Genomic DNA, 19,149 nt, shown 5'->3' with positions numbered 1-19,149 from the left:
TTTATCCGACACAAAGTACAGGTTTTTAAAACCATTATCCTAAAAAAACGCTACATCAATACTACATCATTTTGTGTATTTTGTATGGTTTTTTAGTAATTTTACCACATCATTGCCAAAAACACATACATCATAGCGCATGCTACGACAAAAAAATACACTTTACTGCTGCATCATATTATTGTGTTTGCTTACGAATAAATCTTTCTCGCAAAGACTAGCAGATTTGTGCCAACCAGATTTATTTAACTACTCACAACAGACATATAAGGCGCATCGACAAAACTGGGGAATTGCACAAAACCCAGTTAACAAGTTTATGTATTTTGCTAATTCAAAAGGCTTATTGGAATTTGACGGTACACAATGGACAACCTACGAGCTACCTGCCAGACAGATTGTACGCTCGGTAATGTGTGATAAAAATGGCAGAATTTACACAGGAGCTTTGGGTGAATTTGGCTATTGGGCAAAAAAGCCAAACGGAGTGTTGGCTTACCATTCTTTAAAGAACTTGATTAAAGAAAGTCAGTTCAATCAAGAGGAAATCTGGCATATTATCGAAACACATAATGGAATCATTTTCCAATCGTTTGCCTATATGTTTATTCTTCAAGGCAATGTAGTAAAGAAATTATCAACACCCGGTAATATACTTTTTGCTTTTGAAGCAAACGGGCGATACTTTCTGGAAGTGCTCGACAAAGGTCTGTACGAAATCAATAACAATCAGTTTGATTTTATACCAAATAGTGAATTTCTGAAAAATGAATCGGTGCATACAATTCTGCCCGGTGCCACTGTATCTACTTTTTTGGTAGGAACTAATAAAGGCATTTATTCTTTCGATGGTAAAGTATTTAAGCCTTTCAATAAACAACTTCAACAGTTTGTTCAGCAAAATCAATTAAACGCCGGCGTAAGGTTGGCTAATGGTAATTATGTTTTTGGCACTATTCTGAACGGCGTGGTGATTACCGACAATCAGGGGAATATCATCAATAACTTTAATCAGAAAAATGGTTTACAGAATAATACGGTGCTATCACTACAAAATGATGAAAGCGGTAATATCTGGCTTGGGCTCGATAAAGGCATTGCCATGATAGCTATGAGTTCTCCGTTTAAATACTTTGAAGACATAGAAGGCGAACTGGGGACTGTATTTGATGCCGCCATCTTTCAGAACAAATTATATCTGGCAACTAATCATGGTGTATTTTATACCTCACTCGAAAAACCAACCCGACAGTTTAGCTTATTGCCTAATACCCAAAGCCAAACCTGGGACTTGGAAGTGATTGACAACCAATTGTTTTGTGGGCACAACAATGGCACATTTAGAATTGACAACCTGAAAGCTACGCCTATTTCGACTATTACGGGTGGGTTGGTGATTAAATCTTTAAAGAATTACCCTAATCATCTCATTCAAGGTACTTATACCAAATTGTGTATTTATGAAAAAGATAAATCGGGGCAGTGGATTTTCTCCCACACTATCGATAATTTCTCCGCCCCTATCAAGCAATTGGAAGAAGACGAAAAAGGAGAAATTTTTATAAATACACTAAACAATGGCATTTTTCGACTACGTCTATCGGCCGATTTAAAGAAAGTTGAGAAAGAAACTGCAATTAAGCAAAACTTTACGCCTAAAAACCTAAGTAAAATACGAGGTAAAATAGTAGTAACGACTGATAAAGGCATAATGGAATATGATGAAGCCAGTCAATCTTTTCGGCTTATAGAAGCCTTGAAAGAACACATCAATACCCAAAAGATATTTAATGTAAGCAATACAGAGCAATGGATGCTGAAAACAAATGGTTCGTTTGGTATTGTTTCGACCCAGAATATCTGGCTTGAGTTACCCCTAAAAAAAGACACATGGGTAAGCGACTACGAAAACATGAAGGTATTTGGCTCTACTTTTTTCTTTTGCAAAGAAAATGGCTTCACAATATTAGAAAAGAATAGTATTCCGGGTTTGTTAGGGCTTAAAGGCAAAAAACCTATCATTAGAAGTGTAAAAGTTGAAAATTATCCTGAACTGAATCAGCTTTTTACCGAAAATGATAAAAGTTTAAGTTTCAAGTATAACCAGAATACCCTGAATTTCACTTTCAGTTCGTCTGACTATTCGTCGTCTGTCAGATTCAGTTATTGGCTTGAAAACAATATGAATCATTGGTCGGAGTTTTCGGAGAATTATGAGAAAGAGTTTAACAACCTTTCGCCTGGTGCCTACACCCTGCATTTACGCACCAATACCAGCGATGCCGAAACTGTTTTGCATTTTGTGGTACGTGATCCCTGGTATTGGAATCCATTGAGCAAAACCCTTTATCTGCTTCTGTTTATTGGTATTTATTATTACTTATATAAACTGCATCTGAAACGCCTGAAAGAGCAAAACATGAAATTGGTACAGGAGAAAGAAGAAGAACTGAGACGACAGCAGGAAAAAAGTAAGCAAGAGATAATCAGGCTGCGCAATGAACAACTAGAACAAGATGTTGTGCGTAAGTCAGAAGAGCTGGCGAATTCGACTATGCAATTAATTAAAAAAAATGAATTATTACAAAAACTGAAATCTGAAAGTCAGGAAATAGAAAATCAATCAAAAACAGGCTCTCTTGGACATATTATCAAACTGATTGATAATAATATTTCCTCTGGGCACGACTGGCAAGTATTTGAGCAGAATTTCAACAGAGTGCACGAAGAGTTTTTTAAAAAATTACTGGAGCGTTATCCGAACTTATCTCCGGGCGACTTGAGGCTATCTGCCTATTTACGCATGAACCTGTCGTCGAAAGAAATTGCTCAGTTACTTAACATTACTTACCGAAGTGTTGAATTGAAACGCTACAGGCTTAGAAAAAAACTGAATCTGGAAACAGATGAAAATCTGGTTGAGTGGCTGATTGGAGAATTTTAAAAAGCCGAGGATAAGATCCTCGGCTAAAATAGTATTATTGATTTTTATAAACCTTACCGTCTTTCATTACAAAAACCATTTTCTTTTCAATCAGCGTAATGTCTTGCTGAGGGTCTCCATCAACAGCTACAATATCAGCCCATTTACCAGTGCTTATTGAGCCAGCTTTATCTTTGATACCAATCAAATCGGCAGCATTGATGGTGGCAGCTTGTATGGCTTGTATTGGTGTAAGACCAAATTTTACCATGTAGAAAAACTGCTTAGCATTATCGCCGTGCGGATAAACACCCGAATCTGTTCCATAAGCTACTTTTACGCCAGCCTTAACAGCCTTCTGAAAGTTTTCTCTTTGCAAACGCCCTACGAGTTTTTCTTTCTCTATGATTTTTTGAGGAACACCCATTTTTGAGTATTCTGACAAAATGAAATCATCGTTATAAATATCCGCTACCAGATACGTTCCTTTCTCTTTCATCAGGCGAATGCCTTCTTCGTTTACGAAACTTCCATGTTCAATAGATGATACTCCGGCTTTTACAGCCATAATAATCCCTTCGGTGCCGTGTGCATGAGCCGCTACTTTCTTGCCCCACAAATGCGCTTCGGCAACAATAGCATTCATTTCTTCTTGCGAATACTGCGGCGCCCCTACCGATTCTTCTTCGCTCAATACTCCGGCAGTTGCACCGAATTTAATTAAGTCGACACCGTATTTAACATTCGTACGAACCATTTTACGTACACCGTCAACACCATCGGCAACACCTGACCCTTGTTGAAAATGCACATTAGGCGAGAAGCCCGTTAAATCGCCATGACTTCCGGTTGCCCCTATAAAGAATCCGGCAACATACAACCTTGGGCCGGGCACTTTGCCTGCATTAATGGCGTTGCGAAGGGCAACATCAATATATTCGCTAGCGCCTACGTCTCGGCAAGTTGTAAAACCTGCTTCTAAGGTGCGCTTTGCATAAATATGTGCAGTAATGGCTACATCTACCGGAGACTTACGGAAGAGGTCTTCCATGTAGTTTTCAGGCTGACCCGTAATGTGCGTATGGCAGTCTATCAGACCCGGAAGAACAGTTTTTGTGCTTAAATCAATTACTTCTGCGTTAGCAGGTATCTTCACATTGCTTCCTACTTCACTAATCAGGTTATCTTTTATAAGTATTACCTGATTATTAAGAAAAGTACCTTTCTCGCTATCGAATAATTTTCCGGCTTTAATTGCCGTAATTTTCTCCTGTGCAAAGGCAAAATTGCTTCCAAAGATTAATAAGACACAGATTAGTTTCTTCATGCAGGTAGCAGATTAGTATTGGTAAAATTTCGATGATGTGATTGCAATCTATTGATTTTCAAGAAATAAGCATTCTTTTGAATAACAAAAAAACGCAAAATTATGTAGAGACGTATTGCGATACGTCTCCTGTCGTAGAACCTGCTTTTTCCGCTAAAAATGGAACAAATAATATAAAAATTTAACGCATTTGGCCATACTTCGTTCAAAAATCTAGATAAGCCTTTGAGACGTATTGCAATACGTCTCTACGAAAAATACAATTTATCTAGAATTTTCATTTCTTAAACCCTAACTACCGGCAAATTCTACATCAGGCTTTCAACCCTAAGCGTTACTGCTCTTTTATGCGCTTCCAAAGATTCAGCTTCGGCCATTAATTCTACAGTTTTACTGATATTTTTGATGCCTTCCTCTGAAATCTCCTGAAAGGTTATCTTTTTCACAAAACTATCTAACGAAACACCGCTGTATGCACGGGCATAGCCATTAGTTGGCAGAGTATGGTTAGTACCAGAGGCATAATCACCGCAAGACTCTGGTGTATAATTCCCTAAAAATACCGACCCCGCATTAACAATCTTCTCTGCTACGCTTGCGTAATTGGCAACCGATAAAATAAGGTGCTCGGGTGCATAATCATTCAATAATTCAACACAATCTTCTTCGTTTTCAAGTAGAATAATTTTTGAATTTTCGATAGCCTGTGCAGCTAACTCTTTTCGTGGTAAACGATTCAACTGCCCTGAAACAGCCAGATTCACAGCAGAAACCAGTTTTTTGCTTGTTGTAACCAATAGTACCTGGCTATCGGCACCGTGCTCCGCTTGGGATAATAAGTCAGAAGCAACAAAGGCAGGTACGGCCGTATCATCTGCAAATACTGCTACTTCCGATGGTCCGGCGGGCATATCAATGGCTACGCCTTCTTTACTTAATAATTGCTTAGCGGCTGTTACATACTGGTTCCCCGGCCCGAAGATTTTATATACTTGCGGAATAGTTTCGGTACCATAAGCCATAGCAGCTATGGCTTGTGCCCCTCCTACCCTGAAAACCTGTGTTACACCAACCAGCTTGGCAGCATAATAAATAGCAGGGTGATTACTCGGCGAACACAGTATTACCTCCTGACAAGCTGCAATCTGGGCAGGTACACCCAACATCAGCACAGTTGAAAACAAAGGTGCTGTGCCACCAGGAATATAAAAACCTACTTTTTGTATACCTACGCTTTTTCTCCAGCATTTAATACCCGGCATGGTTTCAATTACCTGCGGCTCTTGTTTTTGCGCCACATGAAAAGTATAGATATTGTGGTACGCCTGCTGAATAGCCGATTTGAGCTCATCAGAAAGTTGATGCTCGGCAGCATCAATTTCTGATTGAGATACACGAATGGTGTCTAACTCAACCTTATCGAATTTCAAAGCAAATTCTTTCAGGGCATTATCGCCCTCAGCTTTTACTTTGGCTAAAATTGGCTGTACTTTTTGTTCAATATCTGCCATTTCCTGCACAGGGCGTGCAAGCAATTGTTTCCACTCGGTGCGTGGAGGAAAAGAAACTATTTTCATTTATCGAATAATTTTCAGTTTTTCAACCAATTGTGCCGATACGCTTTCGGCATACACGCCATAAGCATTTACCAGAACACCCTTGATATTGTTTACCACAGAAGAAATTGCATACACCACTACTTCGTCGTCGGGGTTAGTATCACCCTCAAAACGATATACCTTATCAATCTGAAATTCTTCAGGTTTTAAGCTGGCATCGTTTACGTGGCAATACAATTCTTCATCCTTCAGATTAAAATTATGGTCGTAGCCTTGGCTTACCAAAGCATTAATTGCCGCCGAGGAGGTATCGTAGGTAGTCATGTTAAAAGAATTTGGAAACAGTTTGAGTTAAATTTTGAAAATGAAAAAGGATGATTTTGGTTCAAGACGAGAATTAAAAACCGGAGTTTAGCAGAGCTAAATGAGCGGTCCGCCGCTGCGGGATTTTTAAAGCGAAGTATTGAATCAAAAGCAACTTTTTCAATTCAACAAGATTAACTCAAACTGTTTCATGTATCAATAAATCATTTTTTCGATTGGAATCACCAGAATGCCTTCTGCGCCTGCTGCACGAATCGCCTCAATGTTTTCCCAGAACTGATTCTCTTCTAATACCGAATGAATCGAACTCCAACCTGGCATAGCCAAAGGTACAATGGTTGGGCTTTTCATGCCCGGTATCATATTGATAATATCCTGAAGCTTTTCGTTAGGGGCATTCAACAATATATATTTGTAATTCTGAGCAGTTTGCACGGCTCTTACTCTGAACAACAATTTATTAAGCGTTTCGTGCTTCTCTTTCGATAATTTTTTATTGGTAATTAAGATAGCCTCTGAGCGAAAAATAGCTTCTACTTCTTTTAGGCCATTACTCAATAATGTACTACCCGAACTAACAATGTCGCAAACACCATCGGCAAGGCCAATGCTAGGGGCAATTTCAACCGAACCACTGATTTCGTGAATCTCGGCTTTTACGCCTTGTTTTTTAAGGAAATCACCTAAGATACGTGGATAAGATGTAGCAATACTTTTGCCTTGAAAATCGTCAACACCATTATAGTCTACGCCACGAGGAACAGCAATAGATAAACGGCATTTTGAAAAACCTAAACGATAGCTTATATCAGCCTTGCGATTCGACTCCACAAAAACATTTTCGCCTACTATTCCTATATCGGCTACGCCGTCTTCTACATAACCCGGAATATCGTCATCTCTTAAAAAAAGGAATTCGGCCGGGAAGTTAGAAGACGAGGTTTTAAGTTTGCCAGTACCACTTTCAAACTTAATTCCACATTCTTTAAAAAGTCCAAATGAGTCTTCGCTTAATCTTCCTGATTTTTGTAGCGCTATTCGTAAAATTGAATCTTTATTTAACATTTATTTATATTTTCATTGAAAGGACTGCAAAAATACGCTATGGAACGGTTTTTGCAAAGAGATTAGAAAGTATAAAAAAAAATATAACTTTTAATATAAATTTAACTTGAAACTTTTTTGCCTATGATGTAACTTTACCTCGTCGTAAGAGTATCCAAAACTATCCTAAACATTAAGTATTAACCACTAGTAATTCTATGAGACAATCGGTACATTTCAGCTACCGCTCACCCCGTGCGGTGACTCACACTAAAGCCAAAAAAGTAATTTCAGTTATTATCATTGCGTCAATCTGTCTGCTAGCGATTTTTTTCTGAAACCAAGTGAGTACAATTTGAGCGCGCATAATTGAAAAATTATGCGCGCTTGTTGTTAAATGCTCCGCCTTTCTTCTAAATTAGCATCCGATTCTTCTTTATATAACCTTACATTCTAAAATAACACTTCATGAAGAAAATTTTCAGCATTTTTCTCATGCTATTATCGCTTGCGACTATAGCACAAAACGAATTTATTAAACAAAACTATACCAAGCACGAATACAAAATTCCGATGCGTGATGGTACAAAACTGCATACGGCCGTGTATGTGCCTAATGATGCAAGCGAAACAAATAAGTACCCATTTATGATGCAGCGCACCTGTTACAGCGTAGCACCCTATGGCGAAGACAAGTATCCGGGAAGACTGGGTCCTTCGCAGTTTTTGATGAAAGATAAATATATTTTTGTGTATCAGGATGTGAGAGGTCGTTGGATGTCGGAAGGAACATGGACAAACATGACCCCAAATAACCCTGGAAACGATGACAAAACTGCTCCTGACGAAAGTTCGGATACGTATGACACAATAGAATGGTTGTTAAAAAACGTACCGAACAACAACGGTAGAGTTGGCCAATGGGGTATCTCTTATCCGGGCTTTTATACAGTAGCAGGAGCTGTTGATGCGCATCCTGCCTTAAAAGCATCGTCGCCACAGGCACCTGTGAGTGATTTCTTCTTTGATGACTTCCATCATAATGGTGCTTTTATTCAAGCTTATTTGTTTACGTTTCCTGTATTTGGTATTCAACACTCTGGCCCAACCACGCAGGCGTGGTATAACCAGCAGATGATTAACACCAGCAATACACGTGACGGCTACCAGTTTCAACTGGATTTAGGGCCATTGAAAAATGTACAGAAATATTATAAAGATAATTTCTACTGGCAAGAAACCGTAGAACACCCCAACTATGATGAGTTCTGGCAAAAAAGAAGTATCATTCCTCATTTAAAAAATATCAAACACGCCGTAATGACTGTTGGTGGCTGGTTTGATGCCGAAGACTTATACGGCCCGCTGAATGTATATAAGAAAATAGAGAAAAATAACCCAAGTACTTACAATACATTGGTAATGGGGCCTTTTGGGCATGGTCGTTGGTCGGCGGAAACCGGGCATACAATGCACAGTAATGTATATTTTGGTGATAGTATCGCTACTTTTTATCAGAAAAACATTGAAGCGCAGTTTTTCACGCACTTCCTGAAAGGAGCTGGTGATGGAAAAACAGGCTTGCCTGATGCTTACTTATTTGACACAGGCAACAAAGAGTGGAAACAGTTTGACAAATGGCCTGCGGCTTCGGCAGAAAAAATAACGTTTTATTTGAATACAAACGGAAAACTAGACCAAAGCAAACCGGCTAAAGTAGGTGCAAGTGAATATACAAGTGACCCGAAAAAACCAGTGCCTTACAGCGAAGACCTTACGGCCATGACCGGCTTTACTCCTTTCAACTATATGTCGGAAGACCAACGCTTTGCAGCCAAACGCCCCGATGTTTTGGTATTTGAAACTGATGTACTGACCGATGATATAACACTAGGCGGTGAGATTTTTGCCAAACTAAAAGTAAGCACTACGGGTAGCGATGCCGACTGGGTTGTAAAACTGATAGATGTTTACCCTGCAAATGAGCCTAATCACCCTTATGTACCCAACAAAAATATGCTTATGGCCAATTACCACCAGATGGTACGAAGTGAAGTAATGAGAGGCCGTTTCAGAAATAGTTTCGAAAAACCTGAGGCCACTATACCAAATAAAGTAACTGATGTGAATATTCAGTTGCAAGATGTTTTGCACACTTTCAAGAAAGGCCATAAAATACAGATTCAGGTACAAAGCACTTGGTTCCCGTTGATTGACCGCAATCCTCAGAAATTTGTACCTAATATCTTCAAGGCCGAAGAGTCTGATTTTATCAAGGCTACGCATAAAGTATATTCTGATTCGAAAATCGAAGTACAAATACTTAAATAAGCATTTGTTGCAGGAAATATTTTCACAAAAAACACTACCGTTTAATAATACTTGGCATGAATTTTGGTTTCAGGATAATACCTATACGAAAATGAATTGAGGAGTTGATATAGGCTAACGGGTTTAGGCAAATCTTATGATTATAACTTACTAAAAATTTTATTACTCTAGCGACAATTTTCTTGTCGTCGGGTAAGATTCATCGTGTATTAAACAAAAAAACGCTGCATTTTGCGGCGTTTTTTTTTGCGTATATCTCTAAACAAATACGATCTTATTATACGTAAACAAGTGATTTTCAAGCATCTAACCATAACACTTTTCTCTGTAATTCGTTATCCTTACAAATCAAACTAAAACGACACAATGACAATGATTGAAAACAATAATGCGTTGGCAGGCAAATTGCCTAAAAGGCCTTATCCGGAATTGAAAAAACTTGAGCCTCTGGTAGGTAAATGGAAAATTAAAGGGGATGATGGACTCGAAGCCGTTTCTCACTACGAATGGATGGAAGGCGGATTCTTTCTGATTCATTATTTTGACCTTAAACAAGGTGACGAGCACCACAAAGGCGTAGAATACATTGGTTTTGACGAAAACACACAAACCCTACGTTCTCGTCTGATGGAAATAAACGGTGGTAACTTCTCTTACACCTACCAGTTGGAAGGAGATACACTCTGGTATTGGTTTGGCGATAAAGGTTCGGGGAATTATAGCAAATCTAAGTTTAGCCCTGACTTTAACTCGTATGAGGGAAAATGGCAATGGCCTAATACTGATGGCTCTACTGGAGGATATAGCTATAAGGCTACTCGTATTAAATAGATAAAACCCCATCCCCAACCCTTCCCCAACAGTGGGGAAGGGAGCAAAAGTCCCTCTCCTTAATGTAGTGGTCACCGCTACTTAGGGATTTAGCGTGCCCTGCTTAGGGTGTGGGGTTTGAAACTCTTATTTCGTTAAGGAAAAAGGCGCATCAGCCTCATTAACTCCTCTTTTCTTATTTGGTTCGGCTGACATTTTTATATCAATTACAGCCCCTTTCATTAATTTCTCGTGGCTTAGCCAGTTTTTGCTCGTTGTCACACCATTTTGTTTTACTTCTTGTATATACTTGTTGCTGGCACTATTGGCAGGCGCATTAATGGTAATGGTTTTACCATTTTCAAGCGTAAGTGTAGCCTTTTTGAATAGCGGTGCACCCAGCACATACTCATCTGTACCCGGACAAACCGGATAAAACCCTAAAGCCGAAAATACATACCAGGCCGAGGTTTGTCCGTTGTCTTCATCGCCACAATAGCCATCTGGTGTAGCCTGATACATTCGGTTCAATACTTCTCTAATCCAGTATTGTGTTTTCCAGGGTTCGCCGCCGTAATTGTATAAATAAATCATGTGCTGAATAGGCTGATTGCCATGTGCATAGTTACCCATGTTCATAATCTGCATTTCTCTTATTTCATGAATCACAAAGCCATAGTAAGAATCATCAAAAACAGGTGGCACTACAAATACTGAATCAAGCATTTTGGTAAACTCTTTCTTGCCTCCCATCAGGTTGGCCAAACCTTTTATATCATGAAAAACGCTCCATGTATAATGCCAGCTATTACCTTCAGTAAAAGCATCGCCCCATTTGAAAGGATTAAACGGCGATTGGAAAATGCCATTCTGATTTTTGCCACGCATCAGCTTTGTGCTTGGGTCGAACAGATTTTTATAATTCTGGCTTCTTTTGGCAAAGCGGTCAATTTCTTCCTGTGGGCGTTTCAGCGCCTTAGCTAACTGATACATACAAAAATCAGCATAGGCGTATTCAAGCGTACGAGCCGCATTTTCGTTGATTTTAACATCATAAGGTACATAACCCAATTCGTTGTAATACGCTACTCCTTTACGCCCTACCGAACTCACAGGGCCTTCGTTCTCTGTGTTTTTCAAAAGTGCCTCATACAAAGTCTGCATATCAAAGCCTTTTCCTCCTTTCAGATAAGCATCAGCTATCAACGAGGCAGAGTTAGAGCCAATCATACAGTCACGGTGGCCAGGGCTTGCCCATTCGGGTAAGAAACCACTCTCTTTATAAGCGTTTGCCAATCCTTCCATAATCTGTGCATTCATGGTCGGGAACATCAAGTTAAAGAAAGGAAAAACGGCACGGAAAGTATCCCAGAAACCATTGTCGGTAAACATATAACCCGGCAAAACCTGACCATTGTAAGGGCTATAATGCATTATTTTACCTTGTGAGTCAATCTCGTAAAATTTACGAGGGAAAAGCATAGTACGATAGAGACATGAATAAAACGTAGCTATTTGTGCATCAGAGCCACCTTCTACTTTTAGTCTGTTGAGTAATGTATTCCATATTTTCTCGCCTTTGGCTTTGGTGGTATCAAAAGTATCGTTTCCTAATTCTTTAAGGTTCAATTCTGCTTGTTCGAAACTAATAAAAGATGAGGCAACTTTGGCATGAACCTTTTCGCCCTGATTGGTAGCGAAGCCAATCACGGCACCTACATGATTATCTTTTAGCTCTAAAATAGTATCGTCTAGCTTCTTGCCCGTCCAAACACCTGTATTCGCAAAAGGTTTATCAAACTGAATCACAAAGTAGTTCTTAAAATTCTCAGGCACACCGCCACTGTTTTTGGTAGTATAGCCAATAATTTTTCGCTCGGCCGGAATTATCTTAATGTAAGAGCCTTTATCAAGCGCATCAATCACTACATAAGCCTCATTTGTTTTCGGAAAAGTGAAACGCATAGCGGCCGCTCGTTCAGTTGGTGTTATTTCGGCAGTTACATTGTGGTCGGCCAGATAAACGCTGTAATAATGCGGCTTGGCGATTTCTGATTTATGTGAAAACCAACTCGCACGCTCGTCTTCATTGAATCGGCGCTTGCCTGTAATAGGCATAATGGCAAACTGACCGTAGTCGTTTATCCAGGGGCTTGGCTGGTGTGTTTGTTTAAATCCTCTGATTTTATCAGCATCGTAAGTATAAGCCCAGCCATCGCCCATTTTTCCTGTTTGTGGCATCCAGAAGTTCATACCCCAAGGCAAAGCAATAGCAGGATAAGTATTACCTGTTGACAAACTCGGTTTAGAGGCCGTGCCCATTAGTGTATTTACAAAATCGACGGGGTTGGTGGGTCTTGCTTGCCCGAAAGAAAAATAAGAGAGTGCGAGAAATAAAAGTGTAAGTGTATTTTTTTTGAGCATGAGTGTTATTTTAGGTTGAGAATTGCAAAAGTATTAAGAAAATCCACTCAAAATGTTGCATTGTTGCAAAAATAAGCCTTAAAAATAAATATTTTTCTTGCACTCCTGTTGCACGGGTTTCTTATATACATTTGCAACATGAATCAGTTTACTAACATATTTCTGAGTTTTTACCTGCTCTTTCTAGCGTGCATGCCTTGCCATGATACTGCCGAGGGTGTAGGCAATATTGAGCAGACTATTGTTAGTAGCCACACAGATTCGCAGGCCGACCACGGGGCAGACTCTGACCTGTGCTCGCCACTTTGTAGTTGTGCCTGCTGCGGTACACTTATTATTTCGCCTTACACTGCGCAGATGCCCTTATATCAGGCTCCGGCTTACAGAGCGCAGTTCTGTAATAACACAAAAGATACCGCAAGCTATAATTCCTTACTCTGGCAACCGCCAAAATTAGTTTAATACGACTTAAAACCGTGTTCGTAAAGCACGAACACCGCTAAAAATCCAGTGCTTATTTGTAAAAATAAGCCTTAAAGTCTATTGTATTAACTAATTTTCAGACATATGAACCGAAACACCTTATTATATATATTCATTTTAATAACCAATATCTGTTTTGCACAAAATCAAGCAAGTATCATTGTTAAAGACAGCAAAACAAAAGAAGAATTAATTGGCGCAACTGTAGCCGTAAAAGGCACAAAAATTGGAGGCACGACCGACATTGAAGGGAAAATCAGCTTACAAGCGGCACCAGCCGGAGAGCAAACAATTGTGGTTTCGTTTATCGGCTATACCAACTTTACTCAAAAACTCACGTTCCCGCTAAGTGCTGATGTAGAAGTCTTGTTGGAAAGCGATAATGAAGAACTGGAAGAAGTAGTGGTTTCTACCACCCGTATCAGCCGTAATATTGAGAGTATCCCGACACGGATTGAGGCTATTTCGATGGAAGAAATTGATGAAAAAGCCAACATGCGCCCAAATAATGTATCGATGATACTGCACGAAAGCACAGGAATACAGGTACAGCAAACGAGCTATACATCAGCCAACCAGAGTATCAGAATTCAAGGGCTTGATGGCCGCTATACCCAGATTCTAAAAGACGGATTCCCAACCTTCGGTGGTTTTTCGAGTGGTTTAAGTTTGTTAGATATTCCACCGCTAGACCTTCGTCAGGTTGAAATCATCAAAGGTTCGGCATCAACACTTTATGGTGGTGGCGCCATTGCCGGGGTAGTAAACTTTATATCGAAAGAACCGAGAGAAAAAGCAGAGTTTTCGGCCATTATTAATCAGACCAATACAGGTGGCGGTACAAATTTCAGTGCGTTTTCGAGTAGAAGAAATAAAAAAGTTGGTTATACTATGTTGGTTTCGGGTACAATCCAGAAACCTTATGATGTAGACAAAGATGATTTTACCGAGATTCCGAAAAGCCGTGATTTAAACATTAATCCTCGTTTGTTTGTCTATTTTAATGATAAAACCAAGCTGATAGTAGGTAACTCAACAACTTTTCAGAATCGTTTTGGTGGAGATATATTTGTAATTAATGGCAAAGCCGATAGCCAACACGCTTATTTTGAGAAAAACGAATCGGTGAGAAATATCTCAACAATACAATTGAGCTCGCAGATTTCAGAAAACAGACAATTGGTTTTAAAGCAAAGCGTGAGCCTTTTCGACAGACAGATTAAAGTACCCGATTACAATTTCAGAGGTTTACAAACCAATGCTTATACTGATTTCTCGTACATAATCAGCGAAAACAAGCATACGGTTTTGCTTGGGGCAAATCTTATTTTTGATGATTTTAAAGAAAAAGAAAGCCTGAAACCACGCACCGAAAACAACTTTGTAACAGGTGTGTATGTACAGGACAACTGGGATTTAACAGAGAAATTTCTGATTGAAGGAGGCTTTCGCCTCGATTATGCCAAACGCCATGGTGTTTTTCCATTGCCTCGTATTTCGGCATTGTATAAGATTTCGGAGCATTGGAGCAGCCGTTTAGGTGGTGGTTTGGGCTATAAATTGCCAACCATGTTTACAGAAGCTACCGAAACACTGGCTTTTCAGGATGTGCTGGCTGTTGATAGCAAGGCTAAGGCCGAAAAATCGTATGGTAGTACGCTTGATTTTAACTACCAGAATACCATCGGAGAAAACCTTATTACGGTAAATCAGATGTTCTTTGTTACGCAAATCAATCAACCACTTGTGTTAAGAACAAATGCTGATAAGCAACTATATTTTGAGAATGCAGCCAAGCCTGTAATATCAAAAGGCTTTGAAACTAACGTAAGATTTACATTTGCCGATTGGGTAAAACTTTTTGTAGGTTATACTTTTACAGATGCCAAAGCAACTTACAAAAATACCAATCAAACAGTTGCACTTTTGCCAAAAAACAAGGTTAACATGGCACTTTTAGCCGAAAAACATAAGAATTTCAAAATCGGCTTAGAGGCTTATTATTCTGACAGACAGGTATTGAGCGATGGCCGATGGACTCGCCCCTATTGGGAGTTCGGCTTGTTTTTAGAGAAAACCTTTGGCAACATAAGTGTATTTGCCAATGCCGAAAACTTTACCGATACCCGCCAGAATCGTTTTGAAAAAGTAGTATTTGATGCCCATAACACGCCTAAGTTTAACGAGGTGTACACGCATACCGAAGGACGTGCATTTAACGGGGGCATTAAAGTTAAGTTTTAATTGTTTCTAATGTAGAAACTGTTTGAGTTTGAACAAAGGACGCTTTAGAATTCTCAAACGGTTTCTATACCCAAGTTTTAAAATGATTGATATATGAAAAATGAACACGAACATAATCACCCACAGGGCATCAGTACAGACCCTAATCATGTGCATACCTATGATGAGCAGGGACGGATGACTTGTTGTTCTTTAGAAGAAAAGATATATACACAAGCCAATGCAAAAGAGTTGTTGATAGCTCGGCCAGCTGCAAAAAAGAATGCCAAAAGTCATGACGAAAATGACCACAATCATTCGCACGAGCATGACCATGAACATGGTCACTCACATGACCACGATCACAACCATGACCACGGAGATGCGAGCGATTGGAAGGTTTATATACCTGCTATATTCAGCCTTGTAATGTTATTAATTGGCATTGCCCTGGATAACTACATTGAAAATAGCTTTTTTGAAGGCTATGTTCGGCTCGGCTGGTACATTGTAGCCTATTATCCGGTAGGTTTTCCGGTAATGAAAGAGGCTTGGGAGGCTATCATTCGCAAAGAGTTTTTTACTGAGTTTACGCTTATGGTGCTGGCCACAATCGGTGCGTTTGTAATAGGTGAATACCCCGAGGGGGTAGCCGTAATGTTGTTTTATGCCGTAGGCGAATTGTTTCAGAGTGCAGCCGTTAATAGAGCCAAAAACAACATTAAAGCCCTACTTGATATTCGTCCGGCGTCTGCTAGTGTCTTAAGAAGCAATACCTATCAGGAAGTAAAACCGGAAGAAGTACAAATTGGCGAAACGATTCAGATTAAAGCTGGAGAAAAAGTACCGCTCGATGGTGAAATGCTCAGCGAACGCAGCAGCTTTAATACCTCGGCGCTTACAGGTGAAAGCAAACCTAAAACCATTGAAAAAGGAGAGCAGGTTTTGGCCGGAATGCTTAATCTGGATAAAGTAATTGAGATTAAAGTAAGTAAGAAATTTGCCGATAGCTCGCTGGCTCGTATTCTTGACATGGTGCAAAACGCCACTACCCGCAAAGCCAAAACCGAGTTACTTATCCGTAAGTTTGCCCGTGTTTATACACCAATTGTGTTTTTTCTTGCACTTGCACTGGTGTTTATACCTGCGCTGGTCGTTGAAAATTATGTTTTCAAAGATTGGCTATACCGGGGGCTTATCTTCCTGGTTATTTCCTGCCCTTGTGCGTTGGTTATTTCTATTCCTTTGGGGTATTTTGGCGGTATTGGTGCGGCATCACGCAACGGTATTTTGTTTAAAGGCTCCAATTACCTCGACCTGATAACCAAAGTGAATACGGTAGTGATGGATAAAACAGGTACACTTACCAAAGGGGTATTTAAAGTACAAGAGATAGTTACTGAATCGCTTGATAAGGACGAGTTCATCAGACTTGTGGCTGCGCTTGAAAGTAAATCGACACACCCTATTGCCAAGGCAATTGCAGAATATACTTCGGATAAAAAATCTGTTACAGTAGCCGATATTGAAGAGATTTCAGGACATGGGCTAAAAGGTAAAGTTGATGATAAAGAAGTGTTAGCGGGTAATCTGAAACTGCTACAAAAGTTTAAAATTGGTTACGACAAAGCCATTGAAGAAATAGTTGAAACCATTGTGGTGGTGGCTATTAATGGTAAGTATGCCGGACATATTATAATAGCCGACGAGATAAAAGAAGATGCAGTTGAAGCCATAAAAGAAATGCATAAAAACGGTGTAATACAAACCTTAATGCTCAGTGGCGATAAAAACTCTATTACACAAAAAGTTGCAAAAACCATTGGCATCGACACTGCATTCGGCGATTTATTGCCTGAACATAAAGTGCAAAAAGTAGAAGAACTACGCAAAGACCCAAGCAAAGTAACTGTTTTTGTGGGTGATGGTATAAACGATGCGCCTGTGCTGGCACTTAGCGATGTAGGCATTGCTATGGGTGCTATGGGTAGCGATGCAGCCATAGAAACAGCCGATGTAGTAATACAAACCGACCAGCCATCAAAAATTGCAACGGCTATTAAAATTGGTAAAGCTACCAAGCGCATTGTGATACAAAACATAGTACTGGCTTTTGCCGTAAAAGTAGTCGTATTACTATTGGGGGCAGGAGGTTTGGCCACTATGTGGGAGGCAGTATTTGCCGATGTGGGTGTGGCTTTATTAGCTATTCTTAATGCCGTAAGAATCCAACGGATGAAGTTTTAAGCCAGTTCAGAGCTTTAATCGAGGTAGTTCTTTTGAGCTACCTCTTTTTGTTTATAGCAATTGCGCTAATAAATACCGATAAAAATATCTATATGAAATTTACGTATTCAGAGCTAAAATTGTAAATTTAACAGCTTAACTGCATAACCCTGAAAATACAAAAACCTATTAAAAAATGAACGACACCTTATCAAGACAAAAGTTTTTGCAATATACTGCCTCGGCAGGTGCTGCCCTCCTACTCGCCTCTTTAGAAAGTTTTGCTGCTGAAAAAGCCGATAAAAAGCTAAAGGTAGCAGTAATTGGCTGTGGTAGCGTGAGCAATCGTTATTTACCTCAGCTCTTATCGTCTCCGCTGATAGAAGTAGTGAGCTTGTGTGATATTAAGCCCGAACGTGCTGTTGAACAAAACAAACAGTATAAAGTAAATGCCAAAACCTATGCCAATATTGATGCAATGCTGGCAGGTGTGCCCTTCGATATGATGGTAACACTTACCGATATGCAGGTGCATGGCGAACTAAATAAAAAAGCACTGCTTGCAGGTAAACACGTATGGAGCGAAAAACCGATGGCTAATACCTATGCCGAAGGCAAAGCCTTGCTCGAGTTAGCCAATCGTAAAAAGTTGCGTATCTGGGGTGCTCCGGCAGTAGTGAATAGCCCACAGTTTGCATTTATGAGCAAAACTATTCAAGAAGGGAAACTTGGCAGAGTAGCTTCGGCTCATGGCCAATATGGGCATACAGGGCCAACCTGGAGTGCTTTCTTTTATGAAAAAGGCGGTGGCAGTATGCCCGATTTGGGCGTTTACAACATGGCTACACTTACAGGCTTACTAGGCCCTGCTAAAAGCATAATGGCCATGACAAGCATAGTAAACCCTGAACGTACCGTTGACGACAAAGGTAAAATAAAGGTTGAAGCCGAAGACAATGCACACGTATTACTAGAACACGACAAGGGCGTTATCTCTCATGTAATGTGTGGTTTTAATTATTTCGACCCACACGGGCATGAAGCAGGAAACCAGAGTTTGCACTCGATTCAGATATTTGGTGATTATGGAAATATGCGCCTAATTGGCTATGATTGGGAAACAAATGGCGTAATACTTGACACCTCATGGACTGAACCGCCGAAACTAACCTCGGCAGATAAAGGTGGTTATGAATGGCAGGAAGGCGCCCGTGTTGTAGGCGAAAGTATGGTAAAAGGCATTGAACCCCGCATTAATGTAGAACACGCCCTGCACGTTTTAGAAATCATTGAAGCCGCCCGAAAATCATCGGCTACGGGAACGAAAATAAAGCTAACTAGCACCTTTAAGTGGCCGATGGTTTAGGCTATCTTGAACCTTGCCGGGGCGGCGTACCGCTTTACCTGATTTAATAATTGAACTGATACACACCCATAGAAAGAAGCATCGGAATCTACTTACTGAGTCTTAGATT

Annotated in this window: 12 protein-coding genes; 7 read left to right on the top strand and 5 right to left on the bottom strand. The window is 39.9% G+C overall.

All coding sequences use genetic code 11. The features are described from left to right. The first annotated feature begins 139 nt into the window (after positions 1 to 139). Complete coding sequence (locus WAE64_RS12275; protein ID WP_340236834.1) at positions 140 to 2,944, top strand: triple tyrosine motif-containing protein; 2,805 nt, start codon at positions 140 to 142, stop codon at positions 2,942 to 2,944. A 34-nt stretch (positions 2,945 to 2,978) separates the two neighbouring features. Here WAE64_RS12275 and WAE64_RS12270 read toward each other — a convergent pair whose 3' ends face one another. The 4 genes from WAE64_RS12270 to hisG form a co-directional block, all read right to left on the bottom strand. Then, the gene (locus WAE64_RS12270; protein WP_340236833.1) at positions 2,979 to 4,250 is read right to left on the bottom strand and encodes a Xaa-Pro dipeptidase; all 1,272 of its coding nucleotides are present in this window, start codon (positions 4,248 to 4,250) and stop codon (positions 2,979 to 2,981) included. Between the two features lie 308 nt (positions 4,251 to 4,558). After that, complete coding sequence (hisD, locus tag WAE64_RS12265; protein WP_340236831.1) at positions 4,559 to 5,827, bottom strand: histidinol dehydrogenase; 1,269 nt, start codon at positions 5,825 to 5,827, stop codon at positions 4,559 to 4,561. After that, complete coding sequence (locus tag WAE64_RS12260; protein ID WP_340236830.1) at positions 5,828 to 6,133, bottom strand: phosphoribosylpyrophosphate synthetase; 306 nt, start codon at positions 6,131 to 6,133, stop codon at positions 5,828 to 5,830. A 195-nt stretch (positions 6,134 to 6,328) separates the two neighbouring features. Beyond that, positions 6,329 to 7,198, bottom strand: coding sequence for an ATP phosphoribosyltransferase (gene hisG / locus WAE64_RS12255; protein WP_340236828.1), 870 nt, complete (start codon positions 7,196 to 7,198; stop codon positions 6,329 to 6,331). 474 nt (positions 7,199 to 7,672) lie between these two features. Here hisG and WAE64_RS12250 point away from each other — a divergent pair, with 474 nt between their 5' ends. Together WAE64_RS12250 and WAE64_RS12245 are read left to right on the top strand one after the other, a co-directional pair. Then, positions 7,673 to 9,508 (top strand): CocE/NonD family hydrolase, encoded by a 1,836-nt coding sequence (locus WAE64_RS12250; protein WP_379977065.1) that lies wholly within the window; start codon positions 7,673 to 7,675, stop codon positions 9,506 to 9,508. Between the two features lie 372 nt (positions 9,509 to 9,880). Continuing rightward, positions 9,881 to 10,339: a hypothetical protein gene (locus WAE64_RS12245; RefSeq protein WP_340236824.1), complete on the top strand. Its 459-nt coding sequence runs from the start codon at positions 9,881 to 9,883 to the stop codon at positions 10,337 to 10,339. A 126-nt stretch (positions 10,340 to 10,465) separates the two neighbouring features. Here WAE64_RS12245 and WAE64_RS12240 read toward each other — a convergent pair whose 3' ends face one another. After that, positions 10,466 to 12,742 carry a GH92 family glycosyl hydrolase gene (locus tag WAE64_RS12240; RefSeq protein ID WP_340236822.1) on the bottom strand — a complete coding sequence of 759 codons (2,277 nt, stop codon included), beginning with the start codon at positions 12,740 to 12,742 and terminating at the stop codon, positions 10,466 to 10,468. A 138-nt stretch (positions 12,743 to 12,880) separates the two neighbouring features. Here WAE64_RS12240 and WAE64_RS12235 point away from each other — a divergent pair, with 138 nt between their 5' ends. The 4 genes from WAE64_RS12235 to WAE64_RS12220 all read left to right on the top strand — a co-directional run bounded on the left by WAE64_RS12235 (position 12,881) and on the right by WAE64_RS12220 (position 19,040). After that, positions 12,881 to 13,204 (top strand): DUF6660 family protein, encoded by a 324-nt coding sequence (locus WAE64_RS12235; RefSeq protein WP_340236821.1) that lies wholly within the window; start codon positions 12,881 to 12,883, stop codon positions 13,202 to 13,204. Between the two features lie 105 nt (positions 13,205 to 13,309). Beyond that, positions 13,310 to 15,469 carry a TonB-dependent receptor gene (locus tag WAE64_RS12230; RefSeq protein WP_340236820.1) on the top strand — a complete coding sequence of 720 codons (2,160 nt, stop codon included), beginning with the start codon at positions 13,310 to 13,312 and terminating at the stop codon, positions 15,467 to 15,469. A gap of 93 nt (positions 15,470 to 15,562) precedes the next feature. After that, positions 15,563 to 17,695, top strand: a complete 2,133-nt coding sequence (locus tag WAE64_RS12225; RefSeq protein WP_340236817.1) for a heavy metal translocating P-type ATPase — start codon at positions 15,563 to 15,565, stop codon at positions 17,693 to 17,695. Between the two features lie 175 nt (positions 17,696 to 17,870). After that, positions 17,871 to 19,040: a Gfo/Idh/MocA family protein gene (locus WAE64_RS12220; RefSeq protein WP_340236815.1), complete on the top strand. Its 1,170-nt coding sequence runs from the start codon at positions 17,871 to 17,873 to the stop codon at positions 19,038 to 19,040. The last annotated feature ends 109 nt before the right edge of the window (positions 19,041 to 19,149 follow it).

Source organism: Emticicia soli (genome assembly GCF_037860775.1).
Classification (GTDB): domain Bacteria; phylum Bacteroidota; class Bacteroidia; order Cytophagales; family Spirosomataceae; genus Emticicia; species Emticicia soli.
The sequence above is the reverse complement of the archived record's forward strand: the minus strand, read 5'-3'. Positions and strand labels throughout refer to the sequence as shown.

Bases quoted from the DNA above. Each gene is read 5' to 3' on its own strand.
- WAE64_RS12245 (WP_340236824.1), top strand. From the start codon at position 9,881: ATGATTGAAAACAATAATGCGTTGGCAGGCAAATTGCCTAAAAGGCCT.
- WAE64_RS12250 (WP_379977065.1), top strand. From the start codon at position 7,673: ATGCTATTATCGCTTGCGACTATAGCACAAAACGAATTTATTAAACAA.
- WAE64_RS12235 (WP_340236821.1), top strand. From the start codon at position 12,881: ATGAATCAGTTTACTAACATATTTCTGAGTTTTTACCTGCTCTTTCTA.
- WAE64_RS12220 (WP_340236815.1), top strand. From the start codon at position 17,871: ATGAACGACACCTTATCAAGACAAAAGTTTTTGCAATATACTGCCTCG.
- hisG (WP_340236828.1), bottom strand. From the start codon at position 7,198: ATGTTAAATAAAGATTCAATTTTACGAATAGCGCTACAAAAATCAGGA.
- WAE64_RS12225 (WP_340236817.1), top strand. From the start codon at position 15,563: ATGAAAAATGAACACGAACATAATCACCCACAGGGCATCAGTACAGAC.
- WAE64_RS12275 (WP_340236834.1), top strand. From the start codon at position 140: ATGCTACGACAAAAAAATACACTTTACTGCTGCATCATATTATTGTGT.
- WAE64_RS12230 (WP_340236820.1), top strand. From the start codon at position 13,310: ATGAACCGAAACACCTTATTATATATATTCATTTTAATAACCAATATC.
- WAE64_RS12240 (WP_340236822.1), bottom strand. From the start codon at position 12,742: ATGCTCAAAAAAAATACACTTACACTTTTATTTCTCGCACTCTCTTAT.
- WAE64_RS12260 (WP_340236830.1), bottom strand. From the start codon at position 6,133: ATGACTACCTACGATACCTCCTCGGCGGCAATTAATGCTTTGGTAAGC.
- WAE64_RS12270 (WP_340236833.1), bottom strand. From the start codon at position 4,250: ATGAAGAAACTAATCTGTGTCTTATTAATCTTTGGAAGCAATTTTGCC.
- hisD (WP_340236831.1), bottom strand. From the start codon at position 5,827: ATGAAAATAGTTTCTTTTCCTCCACGCACCGAGTGGAAACAATTGCTT.